Source organism: Hymenobacter antarcticus, from assembly GCF_039539545.1.
Taxonomy (GTDB): domain Bacteria; phylum Bacteroidota; class Bacteroidia; order Cytophagales; family Hymenobacteraceae; genus Hymenobacter; species Hymenobacter antarcticus.
Genome location: NZ_BAABDI010000015.1, coordinates 1 through 24,546 on the forward strand (window position 1 = coordinate 1; position 24,546 = coordinate 24,546).

The 24,546-nt window shown below is 56.3% G+C and carries 20 protein-coding genes; 15 read left to right on the forward strand and 5 right to left on the reverse strand.

Annotation, left to right across the window (positions count from 1 at the left end):
• Positions 1 to 529: 529 nt before the first annotated feature.
• The 5 genes from ABD819_RS11685 to rpsF all read right to left on the reverse strand — a co-directional run bounded on the left by ABD819_RS11685 (position 530) and on the right by rpsF (position 7,085).
• Complete coding sequence (locus tag ABD819_RS11685) at positions 530 to 2,635, reverse strand: thioredoxin domain-containing protein (protein WP_345124428.1); 2,106 nt, start codon at positions 2,633 to 2,635, stop codon at positions 530 to 532.
• A gap of 287 nt (positions 2,636 to 2,922) precedes the next feature.
• The gene (locus ABD819_RS11690; protein WP_345124431.1) at positions 2,923 to 5,679 is read right to left on the reverse strand and encodes a GSCFA domain-containing protein; all 2,757 of its coding nucleotides are present in this window, start codon (positions 5,677 to 5,679) and stop codon (positions 2,923 to 2,925) included.
• Between the two features lie 203 nt (positions 5,680 to 5,882).
• On the reverse strand, positions 5,883 to 6,326 hold the full coding sequence (gene rplI / locus ABD819_RS11695; RefSeq protein ID WP_345124433.1) for a 50S ribosomal protein L9: 444 nt from the start codon (positions 6,324 to 6,326) through the stop codon (positions 5,883 to 5,885).
• A gap of 92 nt (positions 6,327 to 6,418) precedes the next feature.
• Positions 6,419 to 6,652, reverse strand: coding sequence for a 30S ribosomal protein S18 (gene rpsR, locus ABD819_RS11700; protein WP_188560159.1), 234 nt, complete (start codon positions 6,650 to 6,652; stop codon positions 6,419 to 6,421).
• Between the two features lie 55 nt (positions 6,653 to 6,707).
• A complete protein-coding gene (gene rpsF, locus ABD819_RS11705) occupies positions 6,708 to 7,085 on the reverse strand; it encodes a 30S ribosomal protein S6 (RefSeq protein WP_345124435.1) in 378 nt (125 codons plus the stop codon).
• Positions 7,086 to 7,572: 487 nt separating this feature from the next.
• On the opposite strand from rpsF, the gene ABD819_RS11710 reads away from it, so the two are divergent.
• The 15 genes from ABD819_RS11710 to ABD819_RS11780 all read left to right on the forward strand — a co-directional run bounded on the left by ABD819_RS11710 (position 7,573) and on the right by ABD819_RS11780 (position 24,513).
• Positions 7,573 to 8,913 (forward strand): c-type cytochrome, encoded by a 1,341-nt coding sequence (locus ABD819_RS11710; RefSeq protein ID WP_345124437.1) that lies wholly within the window; start codon positions 7,573 to 7,575, stop codon positions 8,911 to 8,913.
• A 98-nt stretch (positions 8,914 to 9,011) separates the two neighbouring features.
• Positions 9,012 to 12,038 carry a TAT-variant-translocated molybdopterin oxidoreductase gene (locus tag ABD819_RS11715; RefSeq protein ID WP_345124440.1) on the forward strand — a complete coding sequence of 1,009 codons (3,027 nt, stop codon included), beginning with the start codon at positions 9,012 to 9,014 and terminating at the stop codon, positions 12,036 to 12,038.
• An 11-nt stretch (positions 12,039 to 12,049) separates the two neighbouring features.
• A complete protein-coding gene (nrfD, locus tag ABD819_RS11720; protein WP_345124444.1) occupies positions 12,050 to 13,507 on the forward strand; it encodes an NrfD/PsrC family molybdoenzyme membrane anchor subunit in 1,458 nt (485 codons plus the stop codon).
• Positions 13,500 to 14,027 (forward strand): DUF3341 domain-containing protein, encoded by a 528-nt coding sequence (locus ABD819_RS11725; protein ID WP_345124449.1) that lies wholly within the window; start codon positions 13,500 to 13,502, stop codon positions 14,025 to 14,027. Before nrfD ends, ABD819_RS11725 begins: the two co-directional genes overlap by 8 nt.
• Positions 14,027 to 14,773 carry a c-type cytochrome gene (locus ABD819_RS11730; protein ID WP_345124453.1) on the forward strand — a complete coding sequence of 249 codons (747 nt, stop codon included), beginning with the start codon at positions 14,027 to 14,029 and terminating at the stop codon, positions 14,771 to 14,773. The genes ABD819_RS11725 and ABD819_RS11730 overlap by 1 nt, the downstream gene beginning before the upstream one ends.
• 6 nt (positions 14,774 to 14,779) lie before the next feature.
• Positions 14,780 to 16,090, forward strand: a complete 1,311-nt coding sequence (locus tag ABD819_RS11735) for a quinol:cytochrome C oxidoreductase (protein WP_345124458.1) — start codon at positions 14,780 to 14,782, stop codon at positions 16,088 to 16,090.
• A gap of 92 nt (positions 16,091 to 16,182) precedes the next feature.
• On the forward strand, positions 16,183 to 17,256 hold the full coding sequence (locus ABD819_RS11740; protein ID WP_345124460.1) for a cytochrome c oxidase subunit II: 1,074 nt from the start codon (positions 16,183 to 16,185) through the stop codon (positions 17,254 to 17,256).
• Positions 17,257 to 17,287: 31 nt separating this feature from the next.
• The gene (locus ABD819_RS11745) at positions 17,288 to 19,171 is read left to right on the forward strand and encodes a cytochrome c oxidase subunit I (protein ID WP_345124463.1); all 1,884 of its coding nucleotides are present in this window, start codon (positions 17,288 to 17,290) and stop codon (positions 19,169 to 19,171) included.
• Between the two features lie 144 nt (positions 19,172 to 19,315).
• The gene (locus ABD819_RS11750; protein ID WP_345124466.1) at positions 19,316 to 20,455 is read left to right on the forward strand and encodes a COX15/CtaA family protein; all 1,140 of its coding nucleotides are present in this window, start codon (positions 19,316 to 19,318) and stop codon (positions 20,453 to 20,455) included.
• Positions 20,456 to 20,521: 66 nt separating this feature from the next.
• A complete protein-coding gene (gene cyoE, locus ABD819_RS11755) occupies positions 20,522 to 21,373 on the forward strand; it encodes a heme o synthase (RefSeq protein WP_345124471.1) in 852 nt (283 codons plus the stop codon).
• A 96-nt stretch (positions 21,374 to 21,469) separates the two neighbouring features.
• Positions 21,470 to 22,057 (forward strand): cytochrome c oxidase subunit 3, encoded by a 588-nt coding sequence (locus tag ABD819_RS11760; RefSeq protein ID WP_345124474.1) that lies wholly within the window; start codon positions 21,470 to 21,472, stop codon positions 22,055 to 22,057.
• 21 nt (positions 22,058 to 22,078) lie between these two features.
• Complete coding sequence (locus tag ABD819_RS11765) at positions 22,079 to 22,852, forward strand: cytochrome c oxidase subunit 3 (protein ID WP_345124478.1); 774 nt, start codon at positions 22,079 to 22,081, stop codon at positions 22,850 to 22,852.
• A 91-nt stretch (positions 22,853 to 22,943) separates the two neighbouring features.
• Positions 22,944 to 23,288 carry a cytochrome C oxidase subunit IV family protein gene (locus ABD819_RS11770; protein WP_345124482.1) on the forward strand — a complete coding sequence of 115 codons (345 nt, stop codon included), beginning with the start codon at positions 22,944 to 22,946 and terminating at the stop codon, positions 23,286 to 23,288.
• 3 nt (positions 23,289 to 23,291) lie between these two features.
• The gene (locus ABD819_RS11775; RefSeq protein WP_345124485.1) at positions 23,292 to 23,954 is read left to right on the forward strand and encodes a hypothetical protein; all 663 of its coding nucleotides are present in this window, start codon (positions 23,292 to 23,294) and stop codon (positions 23,952 to 23,954) included.
• On the forward strand, positions 23,938 to 24,513 hold the full coding sequence (locus ABD819_RS11780) for a DUF420 domain-containing protein (protein WP_345124488.1): 576 nt from the start codon (positions 23,938 to 23,940) through the stop codon (positions 24,511 to 24,513). Before ABD819_RS11775 ends, ABD819_RS11780 begins: the two co-directional genes overlap by 17 nt.
• Positions 24,514 to 24,546: the final 33 nt, after the last annotated feature.

Consider the following 24,546-nt stretch of genomic DNA (forward strand, 5'->3'; position numbering starts at 1 on the left):
GGAACGGCCCCACCTGGCCCTGAATTACTTAACCCCCAATCAAGTCCATTTGCAAGGAAAAAGCCCCGCCGGAAAATCCGAGCAGGGCCCTTGCCTTATTCCTGTCAACATATAGCCGGACGAGACAAGTACAGGATACGATTCGGACTCAGGAAGAACAGCAGCAACTGCGTTGTGACAGCAAAGGCCGACTTTGGCTCTTTAGCTTTAGAGGCATTTGGCTGAAACAGGGAAGCCAATTCTTGAAACGGTACTAGCCTAACGCTTTTACGTTCTGCAAACGGTCGTTCACAACACGTAAAACCACGGTTTTAAAGCTCGCTTTCTGAGCCTCAACGTGCTATGTTTTCCGTTTGCTGAGACGCCTCCAGTTTAAGCGAAGCGAACTGCTGGCCTCCTGTGAAGTGAGTCTATAATTCACGGTGGCGCGGCCGCTATCTATGCTTGCTTTGCTCAACGGAACTTGCCGCTTTGCGGCAGCGAGTTGCAAACTCGCGTTACGGCCTAGCCAGCAGTTACGCGCTACGCGCTAAACTGCGGCCAGCGCGGCCAGCGCCTCGGCTGCGCTATGCACCGGAGCCATACACGCCTGATTCCGACATATGTGCACCGCCGTGCGCCCGGTGGTATCCATATTTAGCAGCTTCAGTAGCGGCAGCTCCGAGGCTTTTTCGGTGCCGGCCAGCACGGTATCAAACAAGAATTGCCGGCTGAGTTCTTCGCGAAAAACATCGGCTTCCGGCCCGATAATAGCTACTTCCGCGCCCGGCCGCAGCAGCGCCGCGTACAGCGAAGCCCAGTTGGTGAGGTGCTGCGGCTCCTTCACCACGAGGTGGCGCACCTGGGCCAGCATTTCGGTGGCCAGGTCGGTGTAGCGCGGGTTTTCGAGGTGGCGGCCGAGGCGCCGCAGGTTGTGCGCCATCACCGAGTTGGAGCCGGGAATGACGTTGTCGAACAGCTCTTTTTTGCGAACGATGAGTGGCTCGGCGCTGCTGTCGGTATAGAAAAACTGCGTTTCGCTGGGGTCGAAAAAGTTGCTGATGACGTATTCGGTCAGCTTTTCAGCCTCGTGCAGCCACTTTTCGGCGAAGGTGACTTCGTAGAGGCTGATGTAGGCCTGAATGACCAGCGCGTAGTCTTCCAGGAAACCGCTGATGCTGGCGCGGCCGTTTTTGCAGGTGCGGTACAGCCGCGTACCGTCGCGCAGGTTGGCTTCGATGAAGCGGGCGTTGTGCTCGGCCATTGCCAGGAATTCGGGCTCAGCGAAGGCGCGGTAGGCATCGGTCAGGCCTTGCAGCATGAGGGCGTTCCAGCCGGTGAGAACTTTGTCGTCGAGGCCCGGGCGCACGCGGGTGGCGCGCACGGCCATTATTTTCTGCTTCCAGCCCGCTACCAGCGCGGGCAGCACGCCGGGGGCAATCTGGTGGGCGGCGGCGAAGGCCTCATCGGTTTCGCGGCGGTGCAGAATGTTGCGGCCGTGCTCCCAGTTGCCAGTCGCCGTGCAGTTGTAGTAGTCGGAAAACAGGGGCTCCTCGTCACCCAGAATTGCGCGCAATTCCTCCTTTGTGAAAACGTAAAATTTGCCTTCCTCGCCCTCACTATCGGCATCTAATGACGAATAAAAGCCGCCTTCATTATTAGTCAGCTCCAGCCGGATAAACTCGATGGTATTGTACACCGTTTCCCGAAATAGCTCATCGCCAGTCAACTGAAAGGCTTCACTGTATAAACTTACCAGCTGCCCGTTGTCATAGAGCATCTTCTCGAAGTGCGGGGCCAGCCACTCACCATCCACCGAGTAGCGGGCGAAACCGCCGTGGGCCTGGTCGTAAATCCCGCCCCAGGCCATTTCGCGCAGAGTCAGCACCGCCTGGTCCAGCACCGCCCAGCTGCCGCTGATGGCGTGGGCCCGCAGCAAAAACCGCCAGATGCTGGGCATCGGAAACTTCGGGGCGCGGTTCATGCCACCACGCTCGCGGTCGAAATTAGTGCTCAGGTTGTACACCAGCAGCTTGAATTCCTCGTCGGAAACGCCAGCCGGGCCGGTTTCGGGCGCCACGCCAATGGCTTCCAATGCGTTGAAATCAGCTTCCTGGGCGGCATTGCGGTTCTGCGCGCCGTATTTGGCCAGCTCGCTGGTACCAAGCACCTCCATAAACCGCTCGGCCGACTGCTCCAGCTCGGTGCGGTGCTCGCCGGCGTAGGCCTGACCGATGTTGGTCAGCAGCTGGGTCCATTTGCCCTGCGGGAAGTACGTGCCGCCGTAAAATGGCTTCGCGTCGGCGGTCAGAAACACGTTCAACGGCCAGCCGCCCTGCAAGCCCATGGCGTGCAGGGCATCCATGTAAATCTGGTCCACATCGGGCCGCTCCTCGCGGTCTACTTTGATGCACACGAAATGGGTGTTCATCACTGCCGCCACCGCTTCATTCTCGAACGACTCGCGCTCCATTACGTGGCACCAGTGGCAGGCTGCGTAGCCAATGCTCACCAGAATGGGCTTTTGCTCGGCCTGCGCCCGGCCCAGGGCTTCGGGGCCCCACGGGTACCAGTCCACGGGGTTTTGGGCATGCTGTTGCAGGTAGGGGCTGGTTTCCTTGGCAAGGCGATTGGTGTGGGACGCAGCGTGGGCCATAGCGAGAAAAATGAGGCGAGGTACTGAAACACCAAACCCGGCGAAAAAAGCCGGGCTTGGGATGTAATTAACGTAAATCGCCGGCTTTCAGCGATTTTTAAGCGGCTAAGTGCCCGTCAGTAAATAATTTATGTTAAAATAGACGGTCATGCTTCATCTGTCGTCCGCTTGTCGAAGCATCTCTACTGCGCAACTAACTCTAAACGTTGAGATTACTCTCGTGGTAGAGATGCTTCGGCAAGCTCAGCATGACGTTCCTCATTATCAAACTAATTAGCAACGGGCACTTATTTGGCCGGCTTCTTCGGTGTTTTGGGCTTGGCGGCGGCTGGTTTGGCCGGCGCTTTCGCGGTTGGACTTGCCTTGCTGCCAGCTGCTTTCGTCGCCACTGGTTGCACATCGGCCGGCTTTGGTGCTGGTTTGGTAACAGTCTTTGCTGCCGGCTTGGCCTTGGTTGGGGGCTTGGTGGCTACCGTTACTGCGGCTACTGGCTTAGCTGCTACCGCGGGGCTTTTTTTAACGACTGCGGGCTTAGCAGCGGCTGGTTTCGCAGCCTTTGCCGGTACTACTGCCTTGGCAGCAGGTGTCTCGACAGCCGTGGGGGCCGTTTTTTTAAATTTTGCTTTAGCAGCAGTCTTGGGTTTACTAGCTGAAGCTGGCACTTCGGGCGCAACTACCACCGGTACACTTGCTGCCACTGGCGCTGTTGCGGGTTTTGCTTTCGGCACGGCAGGTTTTACTGTCACGGCTTTTGTAGCGGCCTTCCTGGGCATGACTGATGGCTCCACTAATGTCGCCGATGAGCCGGTCATGCGGCCGGCGGCCACCTGCGTACGGACTGCCGAAGCATCCTGCACAGGAATAACCGGCGTGTCGACGGCCGGCTTTTCCGCGCGCCCTCCGCTCACTGCGCGGCTTTTGCGGTTCGACCGCTTCGCCGTGGGCGGCTGGCTCGGTTCGTTGGGGTTGGCAACCGATTCAACCGCCGAAACAGCCGTCGCGTCTGGCGTGGTAACTGGCAGCGCCGCTACCGGCACCTGCGGCTGGCGCTGGTTGTCGCCCCGGCCTTGCGGCCGCGCCTCGGGTTCGGTCGCTCCGAAGAGCTGCTCCGCGTTGGCAATTGGTAAAACCGCCGCCGCATCAGTCGCTACCGCCGCCGAAGTTTCGGTTGTTTCACTTGCGTCGGCTCCGGCATTCGCGGCTTTGCGCTTATTACGGTTGCGGCTGTTGCGCGAAGGTGTAAAAGTTTCAGTGTCGGAGGCATCCTCGCCGGCTTGCACCGCTGGCGTCTCTAGCGAGAGCATCGGAATCAAAACCGGCAATTCGGCATCTGCCATGGGCATTTCAGCCGCTGCCAGGGCTGGTTCCGCAAACAGTGACACGCGCGGAACCCGTCCCGATTCATCGCGCCGCCCGCCCCGTTTCACTGGCTGCGATTTAGTGATAACGCTTGATTTCTGGCCTTCGCGACGAGTATTCTGGCCCTCAACTATAATCGGGACAGCAATCGCATCGCCCGACGCGGCATCCGGAGCGGTTGCCAAATCATCGGCCTGGTCTGCATCAACACCCATTTCAGCGGCTAAGCGCAGGGCATTCTTACGGGCAGTGCGCTTAGCGCCACCGCGCGAGCGGCGCTTCTTTTTGAGGCCAGCTTCCTGCTCTGCCGCAGGCGCATCCTGGCTGGGTGTAGTGCTTGCTTCCGGAGTAACAAGAGCCGCCGGCGTGACAACTGCCGGCAGTTTTTCTTCCTGCAAATCCGGCGAAGCAAGCGAGCCTGCCGCGTCGAAAGAGGTTGTCTGAAACTGCTCGTTCTCAGTCGGCTGAGGCACCCGGCCTTTGCCACGGCCATCGCGCCGGCCGCGCTCGGGGCGGTCGGGCCGCGCTGCCCGCTGCGCCCGGAATTCTTCCGGCGACAGGCGCGGAGGCCGGCTTGCCGAAGGGCTGGCTTCGGCAGCTCTCGGCGTGGTTGCTTGCGCTGGAGCAGCTGGTGCGCCATCCCCGATATCAATCCGCTCCTCGTCGTCCTCGATTTCTACGGCAGGCTCGGGCTGCTGAGGCACCGGCAGCGCCGCAAGCTGGGTGCGAACCTGCTGTAGCTCAGCCGAAACATCCACCTTGCGTAAGCTCAATTGCTCCAGCTTTTCCTGGGTGCTCTCCAGAAACTGCCGATGCTCTGGCGCACCAGCATGCAGCGGCCGGTGGCCCAGCGACTGCCGCACCGCGGCCCATTCCTTGCGGAACCGACCAAAATCCGCATCGAAATACGTGCGGGCAAATTTATCCCAGATGTAATCCTCCGCTACTTCCGACGGGTGCAGCATGTCATCGGCATAGAACCGGTAGTCGCGCAAGTCATCGGTCAGCAGTTCGTAAGCCGGAAAATACTCCACATCAGGCAGCAGGTCACTCAGAATGTGCGTGGCCACCCGCAGCACCGACTTGCTCACCGCATTCAGCGGCAGCGTGTCCTTAAGATGGCGCACCGGACTCACCGTCAGAATAAAGCGCAGTTCAGGGTTGATGCGCCGCAGGTATGCGTGCGTTTCGGCCAGGCCGTTGATGATGTCGTCCGGGGTCAGCAGTTCCCGTACAAATAAGTCCGCCGACTGCTTGTGGCAGTTGTTCACCAGCTCGCCGGTTTCGCGCAGGCGGTAGGCCCAGGCCGTGCCCAGCGTCAGGGCCACTGCATCGGCCCCGCGCAGAAACTCGCCCGTGCGCTGCACCAGCGCCTGAATGAGTTGCAGGAGCGCCACTGGCGAGTCGGCTCCGATGCTGCCATGCAGGTCGTAGCTCTGCCAGCGCCCGCGGGCTTGCACCAGGTGCTGCTGCCAGTCCACTTCTTCGCCAGCCGCGGCCCGCAGCAGTCGGCTCAGGGCCAGCGGCTGAAACACCGTGCCAAAAGGATTCACCAGCGCATCAACCTTGTTGGAGGTGAGGCGTGCGCCCATACTGTCGGCGAAGCAGGAGCCTATGGTGAGCACCCGTGCCGTGCGTGATAGCTGGCTCGTGGCCGGGGCAATAGAAAGTTCAGTTCTAAACATCAACGAAGTAGTCAGTAGAAGGTAGTCAGTAGCAGGGCCAAAACAGGTTGGCATCCCGGTGGGGGCTGGTATGATGGGCCCACTACCCGCTTATTAACTACGCAAAAACAAAAATAGCCCCTAACCCGGCTCTGGCACGTGCGGAGGAATAAAAAAAGCCCTGCCGGAAGGCAGAGCTTTTTAGGATAGTGTCGAAACCGAAACTACTCAGCTACCACGCGGAATTTCACCGTGTGCTTCACTTCCTTGTGCAGGTTAGCGGTAGCAGTAAAGTCGCCGGCAGCGGCGGGCTCCTGGTCGAACGACAACCGCTTGCGGTCGATGTCCACACCCTTAGCCTTCAGCGCCTCAGCCAATTGCAGGGTGGTTACACGGCCGAAAATCTTGCCGCTTTCACCAATTTTGGCTGGGATGTCCAGTACCATGTCGCCAACTGAGTCGGCAATGGCCTGGGCGTCGCCCTTCACTTTGTCGGCTTTGTGAGCCGCCTGGCGCACGTTCTCAGCCGTAATTTTCTTGTTCGTCTTGTCGGCCAGCATGGCCAGGCCCTGCGGCAGCAAGAAGTTGCGACCGTAGCCCGATTTCACGGTCACGATGTCGTTCTTGTAACCGAGGCCCTTAACGTCGTCTTTGAGGATGATTTCCATTAGAAGAGAAATTATAAATTATAAATTATGAATTATAAATGAGTGACTTGCGCCCACATTCAATTCAGAATTTATAATTCAAAATTTATAATTTATTTCAGGGCGTCGGCTACGTACGGCATCAGCGACAGGTGACGGGCCTTAGCGATGGCCTGGGTCACTTTGCGCTGAAACTTCAGGCTGGTGCCGGTGAGACGACGGGGCAGCACGCGGCCCTGCTCGTTCACAAACTTCAGCAGGAAGTTCGGGTCTTTGTAGTCCACGTACTTAATGCCGTTCTTCTTGAAGCGGCAGTATTTCTTGCGGGTGTCCTGCGGCTTGTTCATTGCCGACCGGTCATTGTTCCGGTTGTAGGAGGGAGTTGCCATGTTCGTTGCGGAGTTATTGGGCTACAGCTTCGGTTTCCTTGGCAGCCTTCTGCTGGTTCATCTCGCCGTTGCGGCGACGGTTGTTGTACTCAACCGCGTGCTTATCGAGCACGGTAGTCAAGAACCGGATGATGCGCTCGTCGCGGCGGAACGCCAGTTCGAGCACGTCCACGATGTTGCCTTCGCCAGTAAACGACAGGCAGAAATAGTAGCCGGTGGTCTTCTTTTGAATCGGGTAAGCCAGCTTGCGCAGGCCCCAGGCTTCGGTGGATAAAATGGCGGCGCTATTTTCCTTAAGCACCTGGGTGAACTTCTCGACCGTTTCTTGCACCTGGCTCTCGTTCAACACGGGAGTTACGATGAAGACCGTCTCGTAATTTCTTACTTCCATTACGATGGGGGTGAATTTTGGGGGTGAAAAAAAATGATTGGGGCGCAAAGGTACTGACTTTCCGGCGCATTGCCAAGCCGCGATTTGCTCTTCCTTAGTGTGAGGCCCAAAACAAGGTGCTGACTCAGGCCGGTTTGCCCTTCCCGGCCGCGTTCCAACGGGTCGCGCTTATCGCCTTCCCCCCAAGGCCTTTCCCATCAGGATTTGCCCAGGCCCAAGGCCAACAAAAGCCACTACTTAGAGGTTGTACTCGAACAGAGCATGTCCGGTGGTTGCTTGGTCATGCAGCGTGAATAACCATAACACTCGCAGCCAATTACCCGTATTTTATAACGATGTTAAGTAGGGCATTGGGTTGGTAAATGGGACCAGGGAAAGCGGCTGCGAATGCCTAGAAATTGCACTCTAATTTTTGCCGCCTACGATTCCTGACTTACATTTGTGGCCTTGAAATGCCCTAGCGTTTCGTTTTACCGTCTATTTTCTTATGAATAGCATCCGACCCCGTTCGTTACCTCATCTGCTACTGGCGCTCTTTCTCACGTTTGCCGGTGCCCAACAGGCTGCGGCCCAAGCGCCCGCCGACGCTGCCGACGTGAAAAAAGAAGGCGTAGTGCCCGGCGCTACTGCTGCCGCTACGCCCGCTACCATCGCGGCCCCCGCTGCTGGTGGGGGGGACGCCGCCGCAATCGCGGCTGGCGATGCCTTATTTAAGGGCAATTGTACGCAATGCCACGCAATCAATGAGCAAGTGGTGGGCCCGGCTTTGTCTGGTATCACCAAGCGCCGCACCATCGCCTGGCTCATTCCGTGGATTAAGAACTCCAGCAAAGTGGTAGCCAGCGGCGATGAATACGCCGTAGCCATCTACAACAAGTACAACAAGCAGCAAATGCCCTCTTTTGCCCTCTCGGACAAAGAGATTACCTCGATTTTTGCCTACGTCACTGCTGAGGAAGGCAAGGGCGGCGGTGCCGGCCCTACGGTTGCCAACGTAGCTGCGGTTGATGGCAAAGATGGCGCTGAAGCTGGTACCGAATCAGGCGGTGGCAAGTACGTCGACGTTCTGCTCATCGTGCTGGTGGTAGTCCTCATTGTGCTGGTGGTAACCCTCGTTATCATTGGTAACCTGATGAAGGATGTGCTGCGGGGTCGCAAAGACCTCGACGGCCGCGACGTTGAAATCCTGGAGCAGCGCTTCGACTGGAACAAGTTTTATCGCTCGCCCAAGCTGCGTGCCATTGTAGGAACGGTTTTCGCCCTGGTTTTGCTTTACGAAGGCGTACAAAGCGTAATGGCCGTAGGCCTGACGCAGGGCTACCAGCCAACCCAGCCGATTGCCTTCTCGCACAAGCTGCACGCCGGCGAACACCAGATTAACTGCGCCTATTGCCATACCTCGGTATATAAGAGCAAGTCGGCCAACATTCCTTCGGCTAACATCTGCATGAACTGCCACTCGCAGATTAAGACGGAATCGCCCGAAATCAAGAAAATCTACCGGGCCATCGAGCGTAAGCAGCCCATTCAGTGGGTGCGTATTCACAACCTGCCCGATTTGGCTTACTTCAACCACTCGCAGCACACGCAAGTGGCTGGCCTGCAGTGCCAGACCTGCCACGGCCCCATCCAGAATATGGAAGTGGTGTACCAGTATTCGGCTCTCACCATGGGCTGGTGCATCAATTGCCACCGCGAGATGCCTATCAACGCCAAAGACAACAAGTACTACGATAACCTCGTGAAGCTGCACGACACCAAGAATGCCGGCGCACCCTTCACCGTATCGTCTAACGGCGGTACCGAGTGCTCGAAGTGCCACTACTAATAAATTGATTTATAGTAGACAGTACTGGGTAGTCAGTATCTGAACTGCTCGCTATTGATTACTGACTACCCAATACTGACTACTGATTACCCTCCCAAATGAAGTACTGGAAAGGAATTGAGGAACTGGAAAGCGCCCCGGAGTTCATGCAATCGGCTTTTGCCGAGTTCATGCCGGTCAAGGAAAGCCACGAGAGCAGTGATGCTACCTCGGCTCCTCGTCGCGACTTCCTCAAACTAATGGGTTTTGGCATGGCCGCGGTTACGCTGGCTTCATGCGAAACCCCCGTGAAAAAGTCGATTCCATACCTCAACAAGCCCGAGGAAATCGACCCGGCTATTTCCAATTTTTACGCTTCCACTTACTTCACGGGTTCCGACTACAACGCCGTGTTGGTGAAAGCCCGCGACGGCCGGCCGATTAAGCTGGAAGGTAACCCCGAGTCGCCCATCACGCGCGGAGGCCTTTCGGCCCGCGCTCAGGCAGCGGTGCTGAGCTTATACGACGGTGGTCGCCTGCAGCACTTTGCCATCAAAGGCCAGAAGGCCGAGGTGAAGCAGGTGGACCAGGAAATCCGGACCAAGCTGGCAGCTACTACTGGTCGGATTGCCATCGTTTCGCCCACCATCATTAGCCCCAGCACGAAGAAGGCCATTGCTGAATTCGCGGCTCGCTACCCCAATACCACCCACGTCATGTATGACGCGCAGTCGGCCAGCGGCCTGCTGCAAGCCAACGGCGGCGTGGTGCCCGGCTACGATTTTGGTAAGGCCAACGTCATCGTGAGCATCGGGGCAGATTTCCTCGGTACCTGGATTTCGCCGGTTGAATACGCTAAGCAGTACGTGGTAAACCGCAAGGTGAGCAGTGCCAAGCGCACCATGTCGCGCCACTTCCAGTTCGAGCCCAACATGTCGCTCACCGGCTCCAACGCTGATGTGCGCGTGCCGGTGAAGCCGTCGGAGCTTGGTGCGGTTGCTTTGGATTTGTATAATGCCATCGTCGGTGGTGGTTCCGCAGCCGGCAATGCCAGCTACGGCAAGCAATTGGCCGTGGCCGCTGCTGAGCTGAAGGCCAGCGGCAGCGCCGGACTCGTGGTTTCGGGCTCGAACGACCCCGCCGTACAGACGTTGGTTACGGCCATCAACCAAGCGTTGGGTAATGCCGGTACTACGGTTGGTGCTGCTTCAAGTAATGTGCGCCAAGGCGACGATGCCCGCATGGCCGCGCTGGTGAACGACATGAATAACGGCAGCGTAGGCGCGGTTATCTTCTACAATGCCAATCCGGTATACAACCACCCGTTGGCGGAGAAAGTGAAGTCGGGCATCGCCAAAGTAGCCCTGACCATCTCGCTCAATGACCGTCTGGACGAAACCGGCTCGCTCTGCCAGTACGCCGCTCCCGACAGCCACTGGCTGGAATCGTGGAATGACTTTGAGCCAAAAAGCGGCTTCCTGAGTCTTTCGCAGCCGGTTATCACGCCGCTATTTGCTACCCGTCAGGCGCAGGAGAGCTTGTTGCGTTGGGCTGGCAACACCACCACCTACTACCGCTACCTGCGCGCCAACTGGCGCGGTGTGACGCCTACCGATGCCGCCTGGGACAAGGTTGTGCACGATGGCGTGGCAACGGGTACGGCCCTGCCCGCCGCACCGGCCATGATGAATGCCGCGATGAGCCCAGCCGCCGCCGCTGGTCAAATTAGTGGTGCTGCCAAGCCGAACGGCATTGAGCTGGCCCTGTACGAGAAGGTTGGCCTCAGCGCCGCTGGTACCGAAGCCAACAACCCATTCCTGCAGGAATTGCCCGACCCGATTTCGAAGGCAACCTGGGGCAACTACCTCGCCGTGCCCCGCAAGATGGCCGTTGAGAACAAGTGGGAGCAGGGCGATGTAATCAAAATAAGCGCCAATGGCCGCAGTGTTGAGCTGCCCGTGCTGATTCAGCCCGGCCAGGCCAATGGCACGGTGAGCATTGCGCTCGGCTACGGCCGCAAGCTGGCTGGCAAAGCCGGCGACAAAGTAGGCGAGAACGCTGCTCCGCTGGCAATGGCTGGTGCCAATGGCATTATGTACATGAACGTGGTGACGCTGGCCAAGACGGAGGCGACCTCGCCCATCGCCCAAACTCAGACCCACCACACCATCATGGACCGCAAGCCGGTGGTGCAGGAAAATACGCTGGCTCAGTATAAGAAGAACCCCAAGGAGGTAACCGAGTACGAGATGGTGTCCACCCCCGACGGGTTGGAGAAGCCCAGCAAGGTGTCGCTGTGGCAGGACTTCCAGTACAATAACCACCACTGGGGCATGGCCGTTGACCTCAACTCGTGCATCGGCTGCGGCTCGTGCGTGATTGGTTGTCAGACGGAGAATAACATTGCCGTAGTGGGCAAGCAGCAGGTGATTAACCGCCGCGAGATGCACTGGATGCGCATCGACCGCTACTACAGCTCGGACCACCACAAGGACGAGTTTGAAACCAAAGGCAAGGTGGCTACCTACGCCGCCATGGAAGACCCGTCGGACAACCCGCAGGTGATTTTCCAGCCGATGATGTGCCAGCAGTGCAACCACGCTCCCTGCGAAACGGTGTGCCCGGTACTGGCTACCACGCACAGCTCGGAAGGTCTCAACCAGATGACCTACAACCGTTGCATCGGTACCCGCTACTGCGCCAACAACTGCCCGTATAAAGTGCGTCGCTTCAACTGGTTCTCGTACTACTCGAACGAGAAGTTTGAAACCGTAAACGGCCACATGTTCACTGACCTCGGCCGGATGGTGCTGAACCCGGACGTAACCGTACGGGCCCGTGGGGTGATGGAGAAATGCACGTTCTGCGTGCAGCGCATCCAACTCGGCAAACTCGAAGCCAAAAAGCAGAAGCGTCGGCCTCAGGACGGCGAGATTGTGACGGCTTGTGCCCAGTCGTGCCCCACCGAGGCTATCGTCTTCGGCGACATGCGTGACCCTAAGAGCCGCATCAGTCAGTTACTGCGTCGCGAGGACGGTGAGCGCGCCTTCCATTCCCTGGATTCCATCAACGTACAGCCGAACGTAACGTATCTGACCAAGATTCGAAACGCGGAATCGGAGTTTTTTGCTAAAGAAAACGCTTAATACATACCATTATGCAGCACGTATCAGCCGTACGCGAGCCGCTCGTAACAGGCGGTAAGACGTTACACGACGTAACGCAGGACATCTGCTATCAGGTGGAAGCCAAGCCCAACCTTCGTTGGATGGCCGCCTTGAGCGTGGCCTTGTTCTTCCTGGGAATTTTCTTCTACTCGGTTTACCGCACCGTTTGGTACGGCATCGGGGAGTGGGGCCTGAACAAAACCGTGAACTGGGCCTGGGACATCACCAACTTCGTGTGGTGGGTAGGTATCGGCCACGCTGGTACCCTGATTTCGGCCGTATTGCTGCTGTTCCGTCAGAAGTGGCGCTCGTCCATCAACCGGGCGGCTGAGGCCATGACCATCTTCGCGGTAATCTGCGCTGCCATGTTCCCGGTGTTGCACATGGGTCGTCCGTGGCTGGCATTCTACGTTTTCCCCTTCCAGAATACGCTTGGTTCGCTGTGGGCCAACTTTAATTCGCCGCTGCTGTGGGACGTATTCGCCATCTCGACGTACTTCACCGTATCACTGGTGTTCTGGTACATCGGTCTGATTCCGGACTTCGCTTCGATTCGTGACCGTGCCAAAGGCACCATCGCCAAGTTCAGCTACTCGATGCTGAGCTTTGGCTGGAAAGGTTCGGCCAAAGCCTGGTCGCGCTACGAAACGGTTTCGCTGATTCTGGCCGGTGTTTCGACTCCGCTGGTACTCTCGGTGCACACCATCGTATCGATGGACTTTGCTACCTCGGTCGTACCGGGCTGGCACACCACCATTTTCCCGCCCTACTTCGTGGCTGGTGCAATCTTCTCGGGTTTTGCCATGGTGCTCACCCTGATGCTGATTACCCGCGTGGTTTTCCGCCTCGAAGACTACATTACGCTGGAGCACATCGCGCTGATGAACAAAATCATGATGGTAACCGGCTCCATTGTAGGGGTGGCTTACATCACGGAGTTCTTTATCGCCTGGTATTCGCAGGTGGAGTTTGAGCAATATGCTTTCATCAACCGGGCTACTGGTCCTTACTGGTGGGCTTACGCGGCCATGATGACCTGTAACGTGATTACGCCGCAGCTGGTGTGGTTCCGCCGGGTGCGCTATAGCATTCCGCTCACGTTCGTTCTTTCCATCATCGTGAACATCGGGATGTGGTTCGAGCGCTTCGTAATCATCGTTACCTCGCTGCACCGCGACTACCTGCCATCGAGCTGGGCTATGTTCTCGCCCTCCATCATCGACATCGGTTTGTATGTAGGCACGCTGGGCTTGTTTTTCACGCTGTTCCTGCTCTTCGCCAAGTTCTTCCCCGTGATTAACATGGCCGAGGTGAAAACCATTCTTAAGTACACCGTGGACAATGGCCCGACCTACAATCCGGAAAAAGCGCACGCTGCCCAAGTTCATCAACCAGCCATTCATGGGGCTCCGGCTTCGGCACCCGTAACCTATAACCAGCATGACTAAGCAATTCGCCCTTGGCATCTTCGACGACGAGGATGTGCTGCTACACGCCGTTGAGAACGTGCGCGCCGCCGGCGTGAAAATCTACGACGTATTCTCGCCCTACCCAGTACACGGCATCGATGATGCGCTGGGTATCGAGCGCTCGCGCCTTCCTATCGCTGCTTTCTTTTTCGGCATGACGGGCTTGGCCTTTTCACTCTGGCTTCAGATTTACATGCTGGGGTTCGACTGGCCGATGATTATCGGGGGCAAGCCGCACATTTCGCTGCCCGCCTTCGTGCCGGTTGCTTTCGAATTGACGGTATTCTTTACCTGCCACGGCATGGCCATCACCTTCTTTATTATTACGGGTTTGTACCCGCGGCCTAAAGTGCCGGTGATGGATGTACGTGCCACCGACGACAAGTTCGTAATGGCCATTGAACTAGATGAAACCAGTTCACAATTTCCCCGGCTGACCCAGCTGTTGCGCGAAAATGGCGCATCGGAAGTCAACCAAAAAGAAATGACCAACCACTAATGATGCATCCGCTGAATCTGAGCCTGCGCGTTTCGGCGCTGCTACTTTCCCTGGGGCTCGCCACCACGGCCTGCACCCACGATGGAAACGACCCGGGCGTTGAATACGCGCCGGAAATGTACGAGTCTATCCCGTACGACCCTTTGAGCCAGACCCACTTCAATACGGTCAACTCTTTCGGTATCAATCAGCGTACGCCGGCCAATGGCACGGTACCGCGCGGTAAAATGGATTATTATAGCCACATTCCGAAGGACAGTGTGGGCATCGCTGAGCGCACGTTACGTAATCCTTACCCTTATACCAAAGCCAACCTTGAGGAAGGCAAAGTGCTGTATACCCGTATTTGTTCTCACTGTCATGGTGAAGAAGGTGCCGGTAATGGATTGGTTGGCGTGAAGTATAAAGGCGTGCCGAACTACACGGTCGGGGCCTACAAAACCATGAATGACGGACATATTTACCACGTCATTCAGTGGGGCCGCAACCGTATGATGCCACACGGGTCAATTGTTAACCCTGAGGAACGGTGGAAAATCGCCATGTATGTTCGCGTACTACAGCGGGGTGAAGGGCCTGATGCGCTGAGTAAGCTCATTGCTAAAGGCCCCACCAGCACGGCTAACGATTCAACTGAAATGACAGATGCCACCAACCAGGCCCCCGTGGGTCAGGCACAGGCTGGCACCGGCTCCGAAACGCCGGGCCAGGGCAATACCAAAGCAACTAACGGCACCGCTAACTAACGTACTATGGCAACTCTGACGCAACAACAAAGCGCCACGGCTGAACAGCTCGTCGTTACGGATGGCGCCCGTAAAACTTTTCTGGCCATTATAATCACCGGCGTGGTAATAACGGCGCTCGGTATTCTAGCTTCAGTATTGGGCTGGGGTGCGGCTGAGCACACCGAAGCTGCTGGACACACTGCGGCTGCTGCTCACGGCGCGGCGCACGAAGGCGGCCCCATCTGGCTGAAACGCCTGATTATTAGCCTCTGGCACAGCAACTTGTTTTTCCTGGGCGTTTCCACGGTTGGTACCGTATTCGTGGCTATCAACTATGTGGCCTACGCCGGTTGGTCGGTGATGGTGAAGCGTATTGCGGAAGCTCTCAGCGCCTGGGTTATCCCCGGTGGTGTGATTATGCTCATCGTATTCCTGGTTGGCCGGCACGACATTTTCCACTGGACCCACGAGGGCATCATGGAGAAGGGCAATGCTAATTACGACAAAATTATTGCCGGTAAGAGCGGTTTCCTAAACCTGCCGTTCTACGTTATCCGCATGGTGAGCTACCTCGTTATCTGGGGAGCTTTTAGCTGGAAGCTGCGTCAGCTGTCGCTGAAGGAGGACCAGCTCGGTGGTACCTACTGGTTTCATAAAAGCATCACAGCATCGGCCCTGTTCCTGGTGTTATATGCTGTAACCTCGTCGATGTCGGCCTGGGACTGGGTAATGTCCGTTGACCCGCATTGGTTCAGCACCATGTTTGGCTGGTACGTGTTCGCCTCGTGGTGGGTGTCCGGCATTGCCGCAATTGCCCTTACGGCTATTTTCCTGAAACAAGCCGGTTACCTGCGCGCTTTAACATCCAGCCACCTGCACGACCTAGGCAAGCTAATGTTCGGCTTCAGCATTTTTTGGACCTACGTATGGTTTGCTCAGTTCATGCTCATCTGGTATGCAAACTTGCCTGAAGAAGCTGTTTACTTCAACCAGCGCCTTGGGGGCTTTGATGGTCGCTACACTGGTATGTTCTATTTCAATATTGCCATCAACTTCGTCTTTCCCTTCTTGGGTCTGATGACGCGGGATGCCAAGCGCCAGATGATTATCATGAAAATCGTCGCCATTGCCATCCTCATTGGTCACTGGTCCGACTTCTATTTAATGCTGATGCCGGGCACTTTGAAGGGCGAAAACGGGTTTCTGATTGAGATTGGAGTAGCTGCTATTTTCCTCGGCGCTTTCCTGATTCTCTTCACGCGCCGCTTAGCTTCGGCCTCGCTGGTTCCGGTCAATCATCCGTTCCTGGATGAGAGCATTCACCACACTACCTAAGATTCAGAAGGTAGTATGAAGTAGCAAGTAGCAAGCCTGCTTGCGGACCAATATTTACTACTTCCTACTAGATACTTAATACTACAATCTCAATGACTGCTCTTACCATTTTGCTAGTGCTGGTGTTGCTGTTGGTCGTGTTCGGCCTGCTGTTTCGCTTGCAGATTTTTACTTCCATTTTTTCGGGCACCTTCACCCGGGATGTCGGCATGAGCAATAGCGTAAACGCTATTCTGATGTTGGTTTTTCTGGTAGGTGGTGGTGGGTGGTTCGCATATTCTTTTGTTGAGAACTTCAACAAGATGAACCCACCGATTGCCTCGGTACACGGCTATCAGATGGAGCGCATGTTCTGGATTACGATGGCGGTAATTGGGGTGGCTTTTGCCATTACGCAAACCTTGCTTTTCGTTTACTCCTACAAGTACCAGCACAAAGAAGGCCGTCGCGCTTACTTTTTTGCGCACAATAACAAGATTGAAGTAATCTGGACTATTATCCCGGCTATCGTGATGGCTGCGCTTATTTTCGCCGGCTGGAAGGCCTGGACCCGCATCACGGGCCCGGCTCCTAAAGATTCGGTGGTAGTTGAGGTGATGGGCAAGCAGTTCAACTGGTTGGTGCGCTATCCCGGCCGCGATATGAAGCTGGGCGTGGTGAACTACCGCATGATTGATGCCGTGAACGAATGGGGTTTTGACCTGAGCGACAAATCGGCGCTCGATGACTTCACAACCAATGAAGTTCACGTTCCTAAGGGCGTGCCGGTGCTGATTAAGATTCGTTCGCGCGATGTGTTGCACGCTGTTTACATGCCCCATTTCCGCGTGCAGATGTACGCCGTGCCTGGTATGCCGACCCGCTTCTGGTTTACGCCTACGGTGACTACCGATGAGATGCGTGCCAAACTGGGCAATCCGAAGTTCAACTATGAACTTGCTTGTAACCAAGTGTGCGGCGGTAGCCACTTCGCTATGAAAGCTACCGTGATTGTAGATGAGCCCGATGATTACCAGAACTGGTACGCCGCGCAACAATCTTTCTCGCAAAAGAACCCGGAAGTTATGGCCGCCCTCAAACAGAAAGCCAAAACGATGGTTACTCCAGTAGCTGCCGCAACTGAGAAAAAAGAAGCGGCCCCAGCGCCATTGGCTGCCTCTTACTAATTAATAAAAACGGTATTCCGCTATGTCAGACATGACACCCAAACCCAATCTTTCACCGGGCGTGCAAACGCAGGGCGGTATTGGTTCCGCTCCGGTGCCGGCTATCGAACACGGTGAGCACCTGCATCAAGATGACCACGACCACGAGCATCATGACCAGCACTGGCTGTGGAAGTACGTCTTCAGCCAGGACCACAAGCAAATTGGCAAGCAGTTCCTGATTACAGGCATCTTATGGGCTGTTATCGGCGGTACGCTGTCGAGCTTGTTCCGCTTGCAGCTTGGCTGGCCCGAAGGCACCATGGAATGGCTGAAGCCGGTCTTGGGAGGCTGGATTCAGGCTGGTAAGCTGAACCCCGAATTCTACCTGGCCTTGGTGACGATGCACGGTACCATCATGGTATTCTTCGTGCTGACCGCTGGTTTGAGCGGCACGTTCTCTAACTTCCTGATTCCGCTGCAAGTGGGTGCCCGCGATATGGCATCGGGCTTCATGAACATGCTCTCGTACTGGTTCTTCTTTGTTTCCAGTGTCATCATGTTCTCGTCGCTGTTCATTGAAACTGGCCCTGCTGCTGCGGGCTGGACAATATACCCGCCCCTGAGCGCCTTGCCGCAAGCCATTCCCGGCTCTGGTGCTGGTATGACGCTGTGGTTGGTGAGCATGGTGTTCTTCATCGTATCGCAGCTGCTGGGCGGTGTGAACTACGTGACGACCGTTATCAACCTGCGGACCCGTGGCATGAGCATGAGCAAACTGCCGCTCACCATTTGGGCCTTCTTCCTGACAGCTATTCTTGGTATTCTCTCGTTCCCGGTACTGTTCTCGGCGGCTTTGCTGCTGGTGTTCGACCGTTCGTTCGGCACTTCATTTTTCCTTTCGGATATCTATATTGCTGGCCAGGCCTTGAGTAACCAGGGCGGCTCACCAGTATTGTTCCAGCACTTGTTCTGGTTCCTGGGGCACCCCGAAGTGTACATCGTGATTATGCCTGCTATGGGCATGGTATCAGAAGTATTGGCTACGAATGCTCGTAAGCCCATCTTCGGCTACCGCGCCATGATTGGTTCGCTGATTGGTATTTCCATGCTGTCGTTCGTAGTGTGGGCTCACCACATGTTCGTGACGGGAATGAACCCCTTCCTCGGTTCGGTCTTCATGTTCCTGACGCTGATTATTGCCGTGCCTTCGGGCGTGAAGGTATTCAACTGGCTGGCCACGCTGTGGCGCGGTAATATCCGCTTCACCGCCGCCATGCTGTACGCTATTGGTTTCGTGTCGCTGTTTATCTCGGGTGGTTTGACCGGTATTATCCTCGGTAATGCTACGCTGGACATTCAGATGCACAACACCTACTTCGTGGTAGCTCACTTCCACCTAGTGATGGGTAGTTCAGCCTTCTTCGGCCTGTTCGCCGGTGTTTACCACTGGTTTCCGAAGATGTTCGGGCGTATGATGGACGAGAAGCTGGGCTATATCCACTTCTGGCTGACGTTTGCCGGGGTATACCTGGTGTTTATGCCGATGCACTATGTAGGTATCGCAGGTTTCCCCCGTCGCTACTACGCCTGGACTGGCTTTGATGCTTTTTCGCAGTTTGCCGATATGAACAAGTTCATTTCGATTGCGGCCATCATCGTTTTCCTGGGTCAGTTCATCTTCCTCTTCAACTTCTTCTACAGCATCTTCCGCGGTCGTCGCGCCACCCAGAACCCCTGGAACTCGACTACGCTGGAGTGGACCACGCCCATCGAGCCCGGCCACGGCAACTGGCCCGGCGCAATTCCGGCCGTGTACCGCTGGCCCTACGACTACAGCAAGCCCGGTTCGGATGTGGACTTTATCCCACAGCACATTCCTTACTCGCAAACGCAGTCGTCAAACCTGCCATATGAGCAGGAGTTGGCCGACTAGCGGTAAGCTGAATAAGTCCCAAAGCGGGCCGCCCAACCGGCGGCCCGCTTTTTTTGTTATAATGCTGGGCGAGCTAGCGAGCTGGAATTAACAGATTAAATCGTCGCGCTACTGAAGAAATGTAGCGCAGGAGATATTTTTATCATGGAGAATTTTCGAATCAGCCCTGCCGTGCGCCGCTTCCGTTTCGTGGGTATTCTGACGGTTTTGGCGGTGTATTTGCTCATTTTAGTGGGTGGGGTAGTGCGGAGTACCGGCAGCGGCATGGGTTGCCCGGACTGGCCCAAATGCTTCGGTCGCTGGGTTCCACCTACCGAAGCGAGCCAACTGCCGGCCGACTACAAAGAGGTATACACGGCGCAGCGGGTGGCCAAAAACCAGAAGCTGGCGCGTACCCTGCAACGAATGGGTTTTGCGCAGGTAGCGGGCAGCATTTTCGCCCATCCAAGCCAGTATATCGAAACGGATTTCAACCCGGTTAAAACCTGGATTGAATACGTAAACCGTTTGCTAGGAGCCCTGATAGGGGTATTCGTGTTTCTGACGGTTGTTTTTGCTTTGCCGTATTGGCGGCGCGACCGGCCCATTTTCTGGCTGGCCCTGGCTTCGTTTCTGCTCACTGGTGTGCAGGGCTACCTGGGCTCGTTGGTAGTTTCGACCAATCTGCTGCCCGTGATGGTGACCATTCACATGGCCTTGGCCCTGCTGATTGTGGCCCTGCTGCTGTACGCAGTAGACCGGGCGCGGTGGGGGAGGGCACAAGGCGAATTCGTGGCTGAGTTAATCCCATCGAAAGTTATGGCCACTACCCACAAACCCGCACTGGGGCTGTACCTGTGGCTTTGGGCCGCGCTGCTGCTCACATTCTGGCAGATTCTCCTGGGCACGGAAGTTCGTGAGCAGGTCGATGTCGTATCGGCAGCGGCTGGGTACGTGGGTCGGGAAACCTGGGTCGCCCAGCTCGGCAGCATATTCAGCGTACATCGGACGGTTTCGGCGCTGGTGCTGCTTCTGAACTGCTACGTAGGCTACGAGCTGTGGCAGCTGGCCCGCGCCACTATGCGCCAACTGGTGGTGGCCACGCTCGGTATTATTGGGCTGGAAATCCTGGCGGGCATCATACTGGCCTCTTTTGCGCTGCCGGCAGCAGTGCAGCCAATACACCTCGCACTGGCTACTATTTTGTTTGGGGTGCAGTTTCTAGCGGTTCTGGCGGTGGCTCGTGCCCGAAAAACACCGGAAACAATTGCATTCACGGATGCCGCCCGGCCGGTTGTTGCGTAACTTTGCGGCCCCGTTTGGCTACGGCTTCTGGCGATGAGCCCAACGACGCAATTATTCCAAGGATTGATGGTTAAGGCCCGCGCCTATTTTCAGCTGCTTAAATTCCGGCTTTCGCTCACTGTAGCGTTTTCCAGCGCAATCGGCTATCTGCTGGGTGCACACGAATTCAGCTGGTCCCGGGCACTGCTCGTTATGCTGGGCGGCCTGCTCGTAACTGGCTCGGCCAACATCATCAATCAGGTTCACGAGCGTGAGCTCGACAAGCTCATGACGCGCACGGCTCAACGGCCGCTGCCGTTAGGCATCCTTTCGCCCGCCGAGGCCTGGGTGTTTTGCGTGTTGCTGGGCATAGCTGGCCTCGGCTTGCTGTGGTACTGCTTCAACCCGCTCACGGCGGGCCTGTCGCTGCTTTCGCTCATCCTCTACGGGTTTATCTACACCCCTCTCAAAACCATTTCGCCCATTTGCGTGGCGGTGGGCGCTATTCCGGGCGGCTTGCCACCACTCATTGGGTGGGTAGCAGCCACGGGATACATCGGCGTAGAGGCGTGGGTGCTGTTCGGTATTCAGTTCATGTGGCAGTTTCCGCACTTTTGGGCCATCGCCTGGGTGGCCGACGAGGACTATAAGCGGGCCGGCTTCAAAATGCTGCCTTCGCCGGGCAACCGCGACGCCCGCACGGCGTTTCAGATAATGACCTACACGCTGTTGCTCATTCCATTGAGCCTGCTTCCGCTGGAATTCAATATCTCAGGCCGGATTTCAGCCTTGGTAGCCGTGGTGGCCGGCGTGCTATTCCTGTTGCTCACCGTGCAGCTCATGCGTACGCAGTCGCGCAAGGCGGCGCTACGCATCATGTTTGCCTCGTTTCTATACTTGCCCATCGTACAAATAGCGCTGGTTCTGGACAAAATGTAGGTATTAATGGTTAATGATTAGTAGCGCCTGCTGACTGCTCTTTCGGCTCAATTTCCGCACTTACTCATTAACCATTACTCATTAAATCCTAATAATATGAATCCCACTGAAAGTATCTCTGAAAAGGAAGTTGGACTAGGCTGGCACCCCAAGCGGGTGCTGCTCGTCCTGCTTATCTTCAGCATTGTGATGATGTTTGCCGCCTTCACCAGTGGTTACATCGTGCGGCGCGACGAGGGCAACTGGCGCGAGTTCGACCTGCCCGCTTCGCTGCTCATTAACTCTGTCCTCATCGCCCTGAGTAGCGCCAGCATGCAATGGGCGCTTTTATCGGCCCGTAAAGACGAAATCAGCCGGGCCAAAACCGGCCTGATTATCACGCTCGTACTAGGCCTGGCTTTCTTGGTTGGCCAGTACTACAGCTTCGGCGACCTGGTGGCGGGCAACACCTACTTTGGTGGAGCCGACGCTAATCCGTCCGGTTCGTTCGTATACGTATTGATGGGTGTTCACGCTTTTCACCTTGTTACAGGTCTGGTTTTCCTGGCCGTTGTCCTTCGCCGGACCCTTAATTATCAGGTGCATTCGCGCGCCATGCTCTCCATCAGTAATGCCACCTTGTACTGGCACTTCCTGGGTGGGCTTTGGCTGTACCTGTATTTGTTCTTACTTTTGAACCACTAAAACGACGTTACGCTGTCCGCTATGGCCCAACCGACCACTTTGCAGCCGCCCGCTGCTTCCGCTACCCTCGACGTTCCGCGCACTGGCAACTGGGACGGCGGCAATGAACCCTTCAAAGCGAGCTATGGCAAGCTCATGATGTGGTTCTTCCTGCTGTCTGACGCCTTCACCTTCGCCGCGTTTCTGACTACTTATGGCATGATTCGCCATAAGCACGAGGTATTTACGGGCGAGGCCAAGGACTTCGTATTCAGCACGCGCTGGTGGCCGATTCCGGACCACGTTTTCAACGCTTTTCCCGGTATGGGCGAAGCCAACGTGCCTCTGGGTTTCGTGGCTCTGATGACCATGATTCTGATTCTGAGCTCCGTGACCATGGTACTGGCCGTAGAGGCCGGCCACCGCATGGACAAGAACGACGTGCAAAAATGGCTGCTGTGGACCATCCTGTTCGGCGCAACGTTCCTGGGTAGCCAGGCCTGGGAGTGGAGCCACTTCATCCATGGCCACGCCGAGGGCACACTGATGGCCGATGGTACCATGTTCCGTGGGGCCAATCTGGCCATGAATCAGTACGGTCCGGTGCTATTCGCCGACTTGTTCTTCTTCATTACGGGCTTCCACGGTACCCACGTACTCTCGGGCGTTTGCCTGCTGGTTTGGTGCTTCATTGCTACTACCAACGGTACCTTCGAGAAGCGCGGCCACTATGAGATGATTGAAAAAATCGGCCTTTACTGGCACTTTGTAGACCTGGTGTGGGTATTCGTCTTCACCTTCTTCTATCTCGTTTAAAAGTGAATGAGCGAATGAGCGAATGAATGAACCAGCATTCACCTCGTTCATTCCTGACTTATTCATTCACTCATTTACTTATTCACTAGTTATGGATTCCCACGCACCCACCCAACACACGCTCGCCCCCGGTGAAATTGCCAAGCCGAATACTGGCTGGATTTGGAAAGTCTTTGGGGTTCTCGTCGGCATCACGGCCGTAGAGTTCGTCTTCGTATTTCTGATGCACCCGAGCACACTGCGCAACAGCATCTTCATCGTGCTCACCATTATGAAGGCCTTCTTCATCGTGGCGGAATTCATGCACCTGAAGCACGAAACCAAGGGCTTAATCTGGACCATTATGGTGCCGGTTTCGCTGCTGGTGTGGTTGCTGGTGGCGCTGGTTACCGAAGGCTCGTTCATGGGCGAAGTCCTGCAAAACATGTTTAGCTAGCGGATGCGGCCCCGTAAAACCCTGCTGCTGGGGCTGCTGCTATTGGTACCAGTACTGGCTTTTTTGTTCCTGTTCCGCTTCGGCACCAACCGTTACGCGCTGCCAACTTACCTGCCCGACCGCGTGGATTCCACGCAGGTTGGCGGGAAGTGGCAGCGCGATACTGTTTTTCACCCCATCTCGGGCTTCCAGCTCGAAGCTTCCACGGGCCGCACCGTGAGCAGTGAGGAGCTTGAAAAAGGCCTTTATATTGCCCAGTTCTACGGTGCTGACGAGGCCAGCCCAAAGGTGGCGCGGCAGCTACTGCGGGTGCAGGAGAAATTTCGGCACGAGCCCCGGGTGCGGCTAGCCACCTTTGTTCTGAACGCGGAAATTACCCCGTCCCGCCTGGCCGAACAGTACGGCAGCATTGCGGGCAAGTGGTTTTTTATCTTCGGGCCACGCTCCATGCTCGACTCTCTGGCCCGGCGCGAATTCCGCCTCCAAGCCGACCCCAGGCGCTTGCCCGGAGCGGTACCCGCCGGCCCGATTCCCGCCGGCCGGCTGTTTTTAGTCGACAACCAAAGCCTGGTTCGGGGTGTTTACGATGGGACCGACGGCCGTGAAATAGACCGTCTACTTACGGAAGTTACCGTGCAGCTTTACGATTATGAACATCCCCACTAACCAATTGCATCCGTCAGTGATGGCCCCTGGCGACTACACGCGCTACAAAATCATTCTGGGTACGCTGGGTGCTGTAGTACCGCTGCTGGTAGCGGTGCTGTTTTATTATAAGGGGCTGTTCAAGATTTCCGGGGCTGATGCGTATCTGCATTCCCTGCCTGCGGTGAATGCGGTGCTGAACTCGCTGACGGCGGTAGCCTTGCTCACCGGTTTCTACTTCATCCGTCGGAAGAACGTGCTGGCTCACCGGGCATCCATGGGCACTGCCTTTGCGTTGGGCGGCTTGTTTTTGCTGTCTTATGTAGCGTACCACTCGCAGGTTGAGAGCACGCATTTTGGTGGCGTGGGTACCATTCGGACGGTGTATTTTCTCCTGCTCCTGAGCCACATCAGCCTGGCGGTGGTGACGGTTGGTTTGGTGCTGTTTACCCTGTACTTCGCCCTTACCGGGCAGTACACCAAGCACAAAGCCATTGCCCGCTGGACCTTTCCCGTCTGGCTGTACGTGTCGGTAACGGGGGTTGTCGTTTATTTCATGATTTCGCCGTATTATACCTGATACCAAGAAACTTTGCTGTAATCCTCGTGTTGA

Bases quoted from the DNA above. Each gene is read 5' to 3' on its own strand.
- ABD819_RS11775 (WP_345124485.1), top strand. From the start codon at position 23,292: ATGCGGCCCCGTAAAACCCTGCTGCTGGGGCTGCTGCTATTGGTACCA.
- ABD819_RS11765 (WP_345124478.1), top strand. From the start codon at position 22,079: ATGGCCCAACCGACCACTTTGCAGCCGCCCGCTGCTTCCGCTACCCTC.
- ABD819_RS11715 (WP_345124440.1), top strand. From the start codon at position 9,012: ATGAAGTACTGGAAAGGAATTGAGGAACTGGAAAGCGCCCCGGAGTTC.
- ABD819_RS11770 (WP_345124482.1), top strand. From the start codon at position 22,944: ATGGATTCCCACGCACCCACCCAACACACGCTCGCCCCCGGTGAAATT.
- ABD819_RS11780 (WP_345124488.1), top strand. From the start codon at position 23,938: ATGAACATCCCCACTAACCAATTGCATCCGTCAGTGATGGCCCCTGGC.
- cyoE (WP_345124471.1), top strand. From the start codon at position 20,522: ATGGTTAAGGCCCGCGCCTATTTTCAGCTGCTTAAATTCCGGCTTTCG.
- ABD819_RS11740 (WP_345124460.1), top strand. From the start codon at position 16,183: ATGACTGCTCTTACCATTTTGCTAGTGCTGGTGTTGCTGTTGGTCGTG.
- ABD819_RS11730 (WP_345124453.1), top strand. From the start codon at position 14,027: ATGATGCATCCGCTGAATCTGAGCCTGCGCGTTTCGGCGCTGCTACTT.
- ABD819_RS11735 (WP_345124458.1), top strand. From the start codon at position 14,780: ATGGCAACTCTGACGCAACAACAAAGCGCCACGGCTGAACAGCTCGTC.
- ABD819_RS11760 (WP_345124474.1), top strand. From the start codon at position 21,470: ATGAATCCCACTGAAAGTATCTCTGAAAAGGAAGTTGGACTAGGCTGG.
- nrfD (WP_345124444.1), top strand. From the start codon at position 12,050: ATGCAGCACGTATCAGCCGTACGCGAGCCGCTCGTAACAGGCGGTAAG.
- ABD819_RS11710 (WP_345124437.1), top strand. From the start codon at position 7,573: ATGAATAGCATCCGACCCCGTTCGTTACCTCATCTGCTACTGGCGCTC.
- ABD819_RS11725 (WP_345124449.1), top strand. From the start codon at position 13,500: ATGACTAAGCAATTCGCCCTTGGCATCTTCGACGACGAGGATGTGCTG.
- ABD819_RS11690 (WP_345124431.1), bottom strand. From the start codon at position 5,679: ATGTTTAGAACTGAACTTTCTATTGCCCCGGCCACGAGCCAGCTATCA.
- ABD819_RS11745 (WP_345124463.1), top strand. From the start codon at position 17,288: ATGACACCCAAACCCAATCTTTCACCGGGCGTGCAAACGCAGGGCGGT.
- rplI (WP_345124433.1), bottom strand. From the start codon at position 6,326: ATGGAAATCATCCTCAAAGACGACGTTAAGGGCCTCGGTTACAAGAAC.
- rpsF (WP_345124435.1), bottom strand. From the start codon at position 7,085: ATGGAAGTAAGAAATTACGAGACGGTCTTCATCGTAACTCCCGTGTTG.
- rpsR (WP_188560159.1), bottom strand. From the start codon at position 6,652: ATGAACAAGCCGCAGGACACCCGCAAGAAATACTGCCGCTTCAAGAAG.
- ABD819_RS11750 (WP_345124466.1), top strand. From the start codon at position 19,316: ATGGAGAATTTTCGAATCAGCCCTGCCGTGCGCCGCTTCCGTTTCGTG.
- ABD819_RS11685 (WP_345124428.1), bottom strand. From the start codon at position 2,635: ATGGCCCACGCTGCGTCCCACACCAATCGCCTTGCCAAGGAAACCAGC.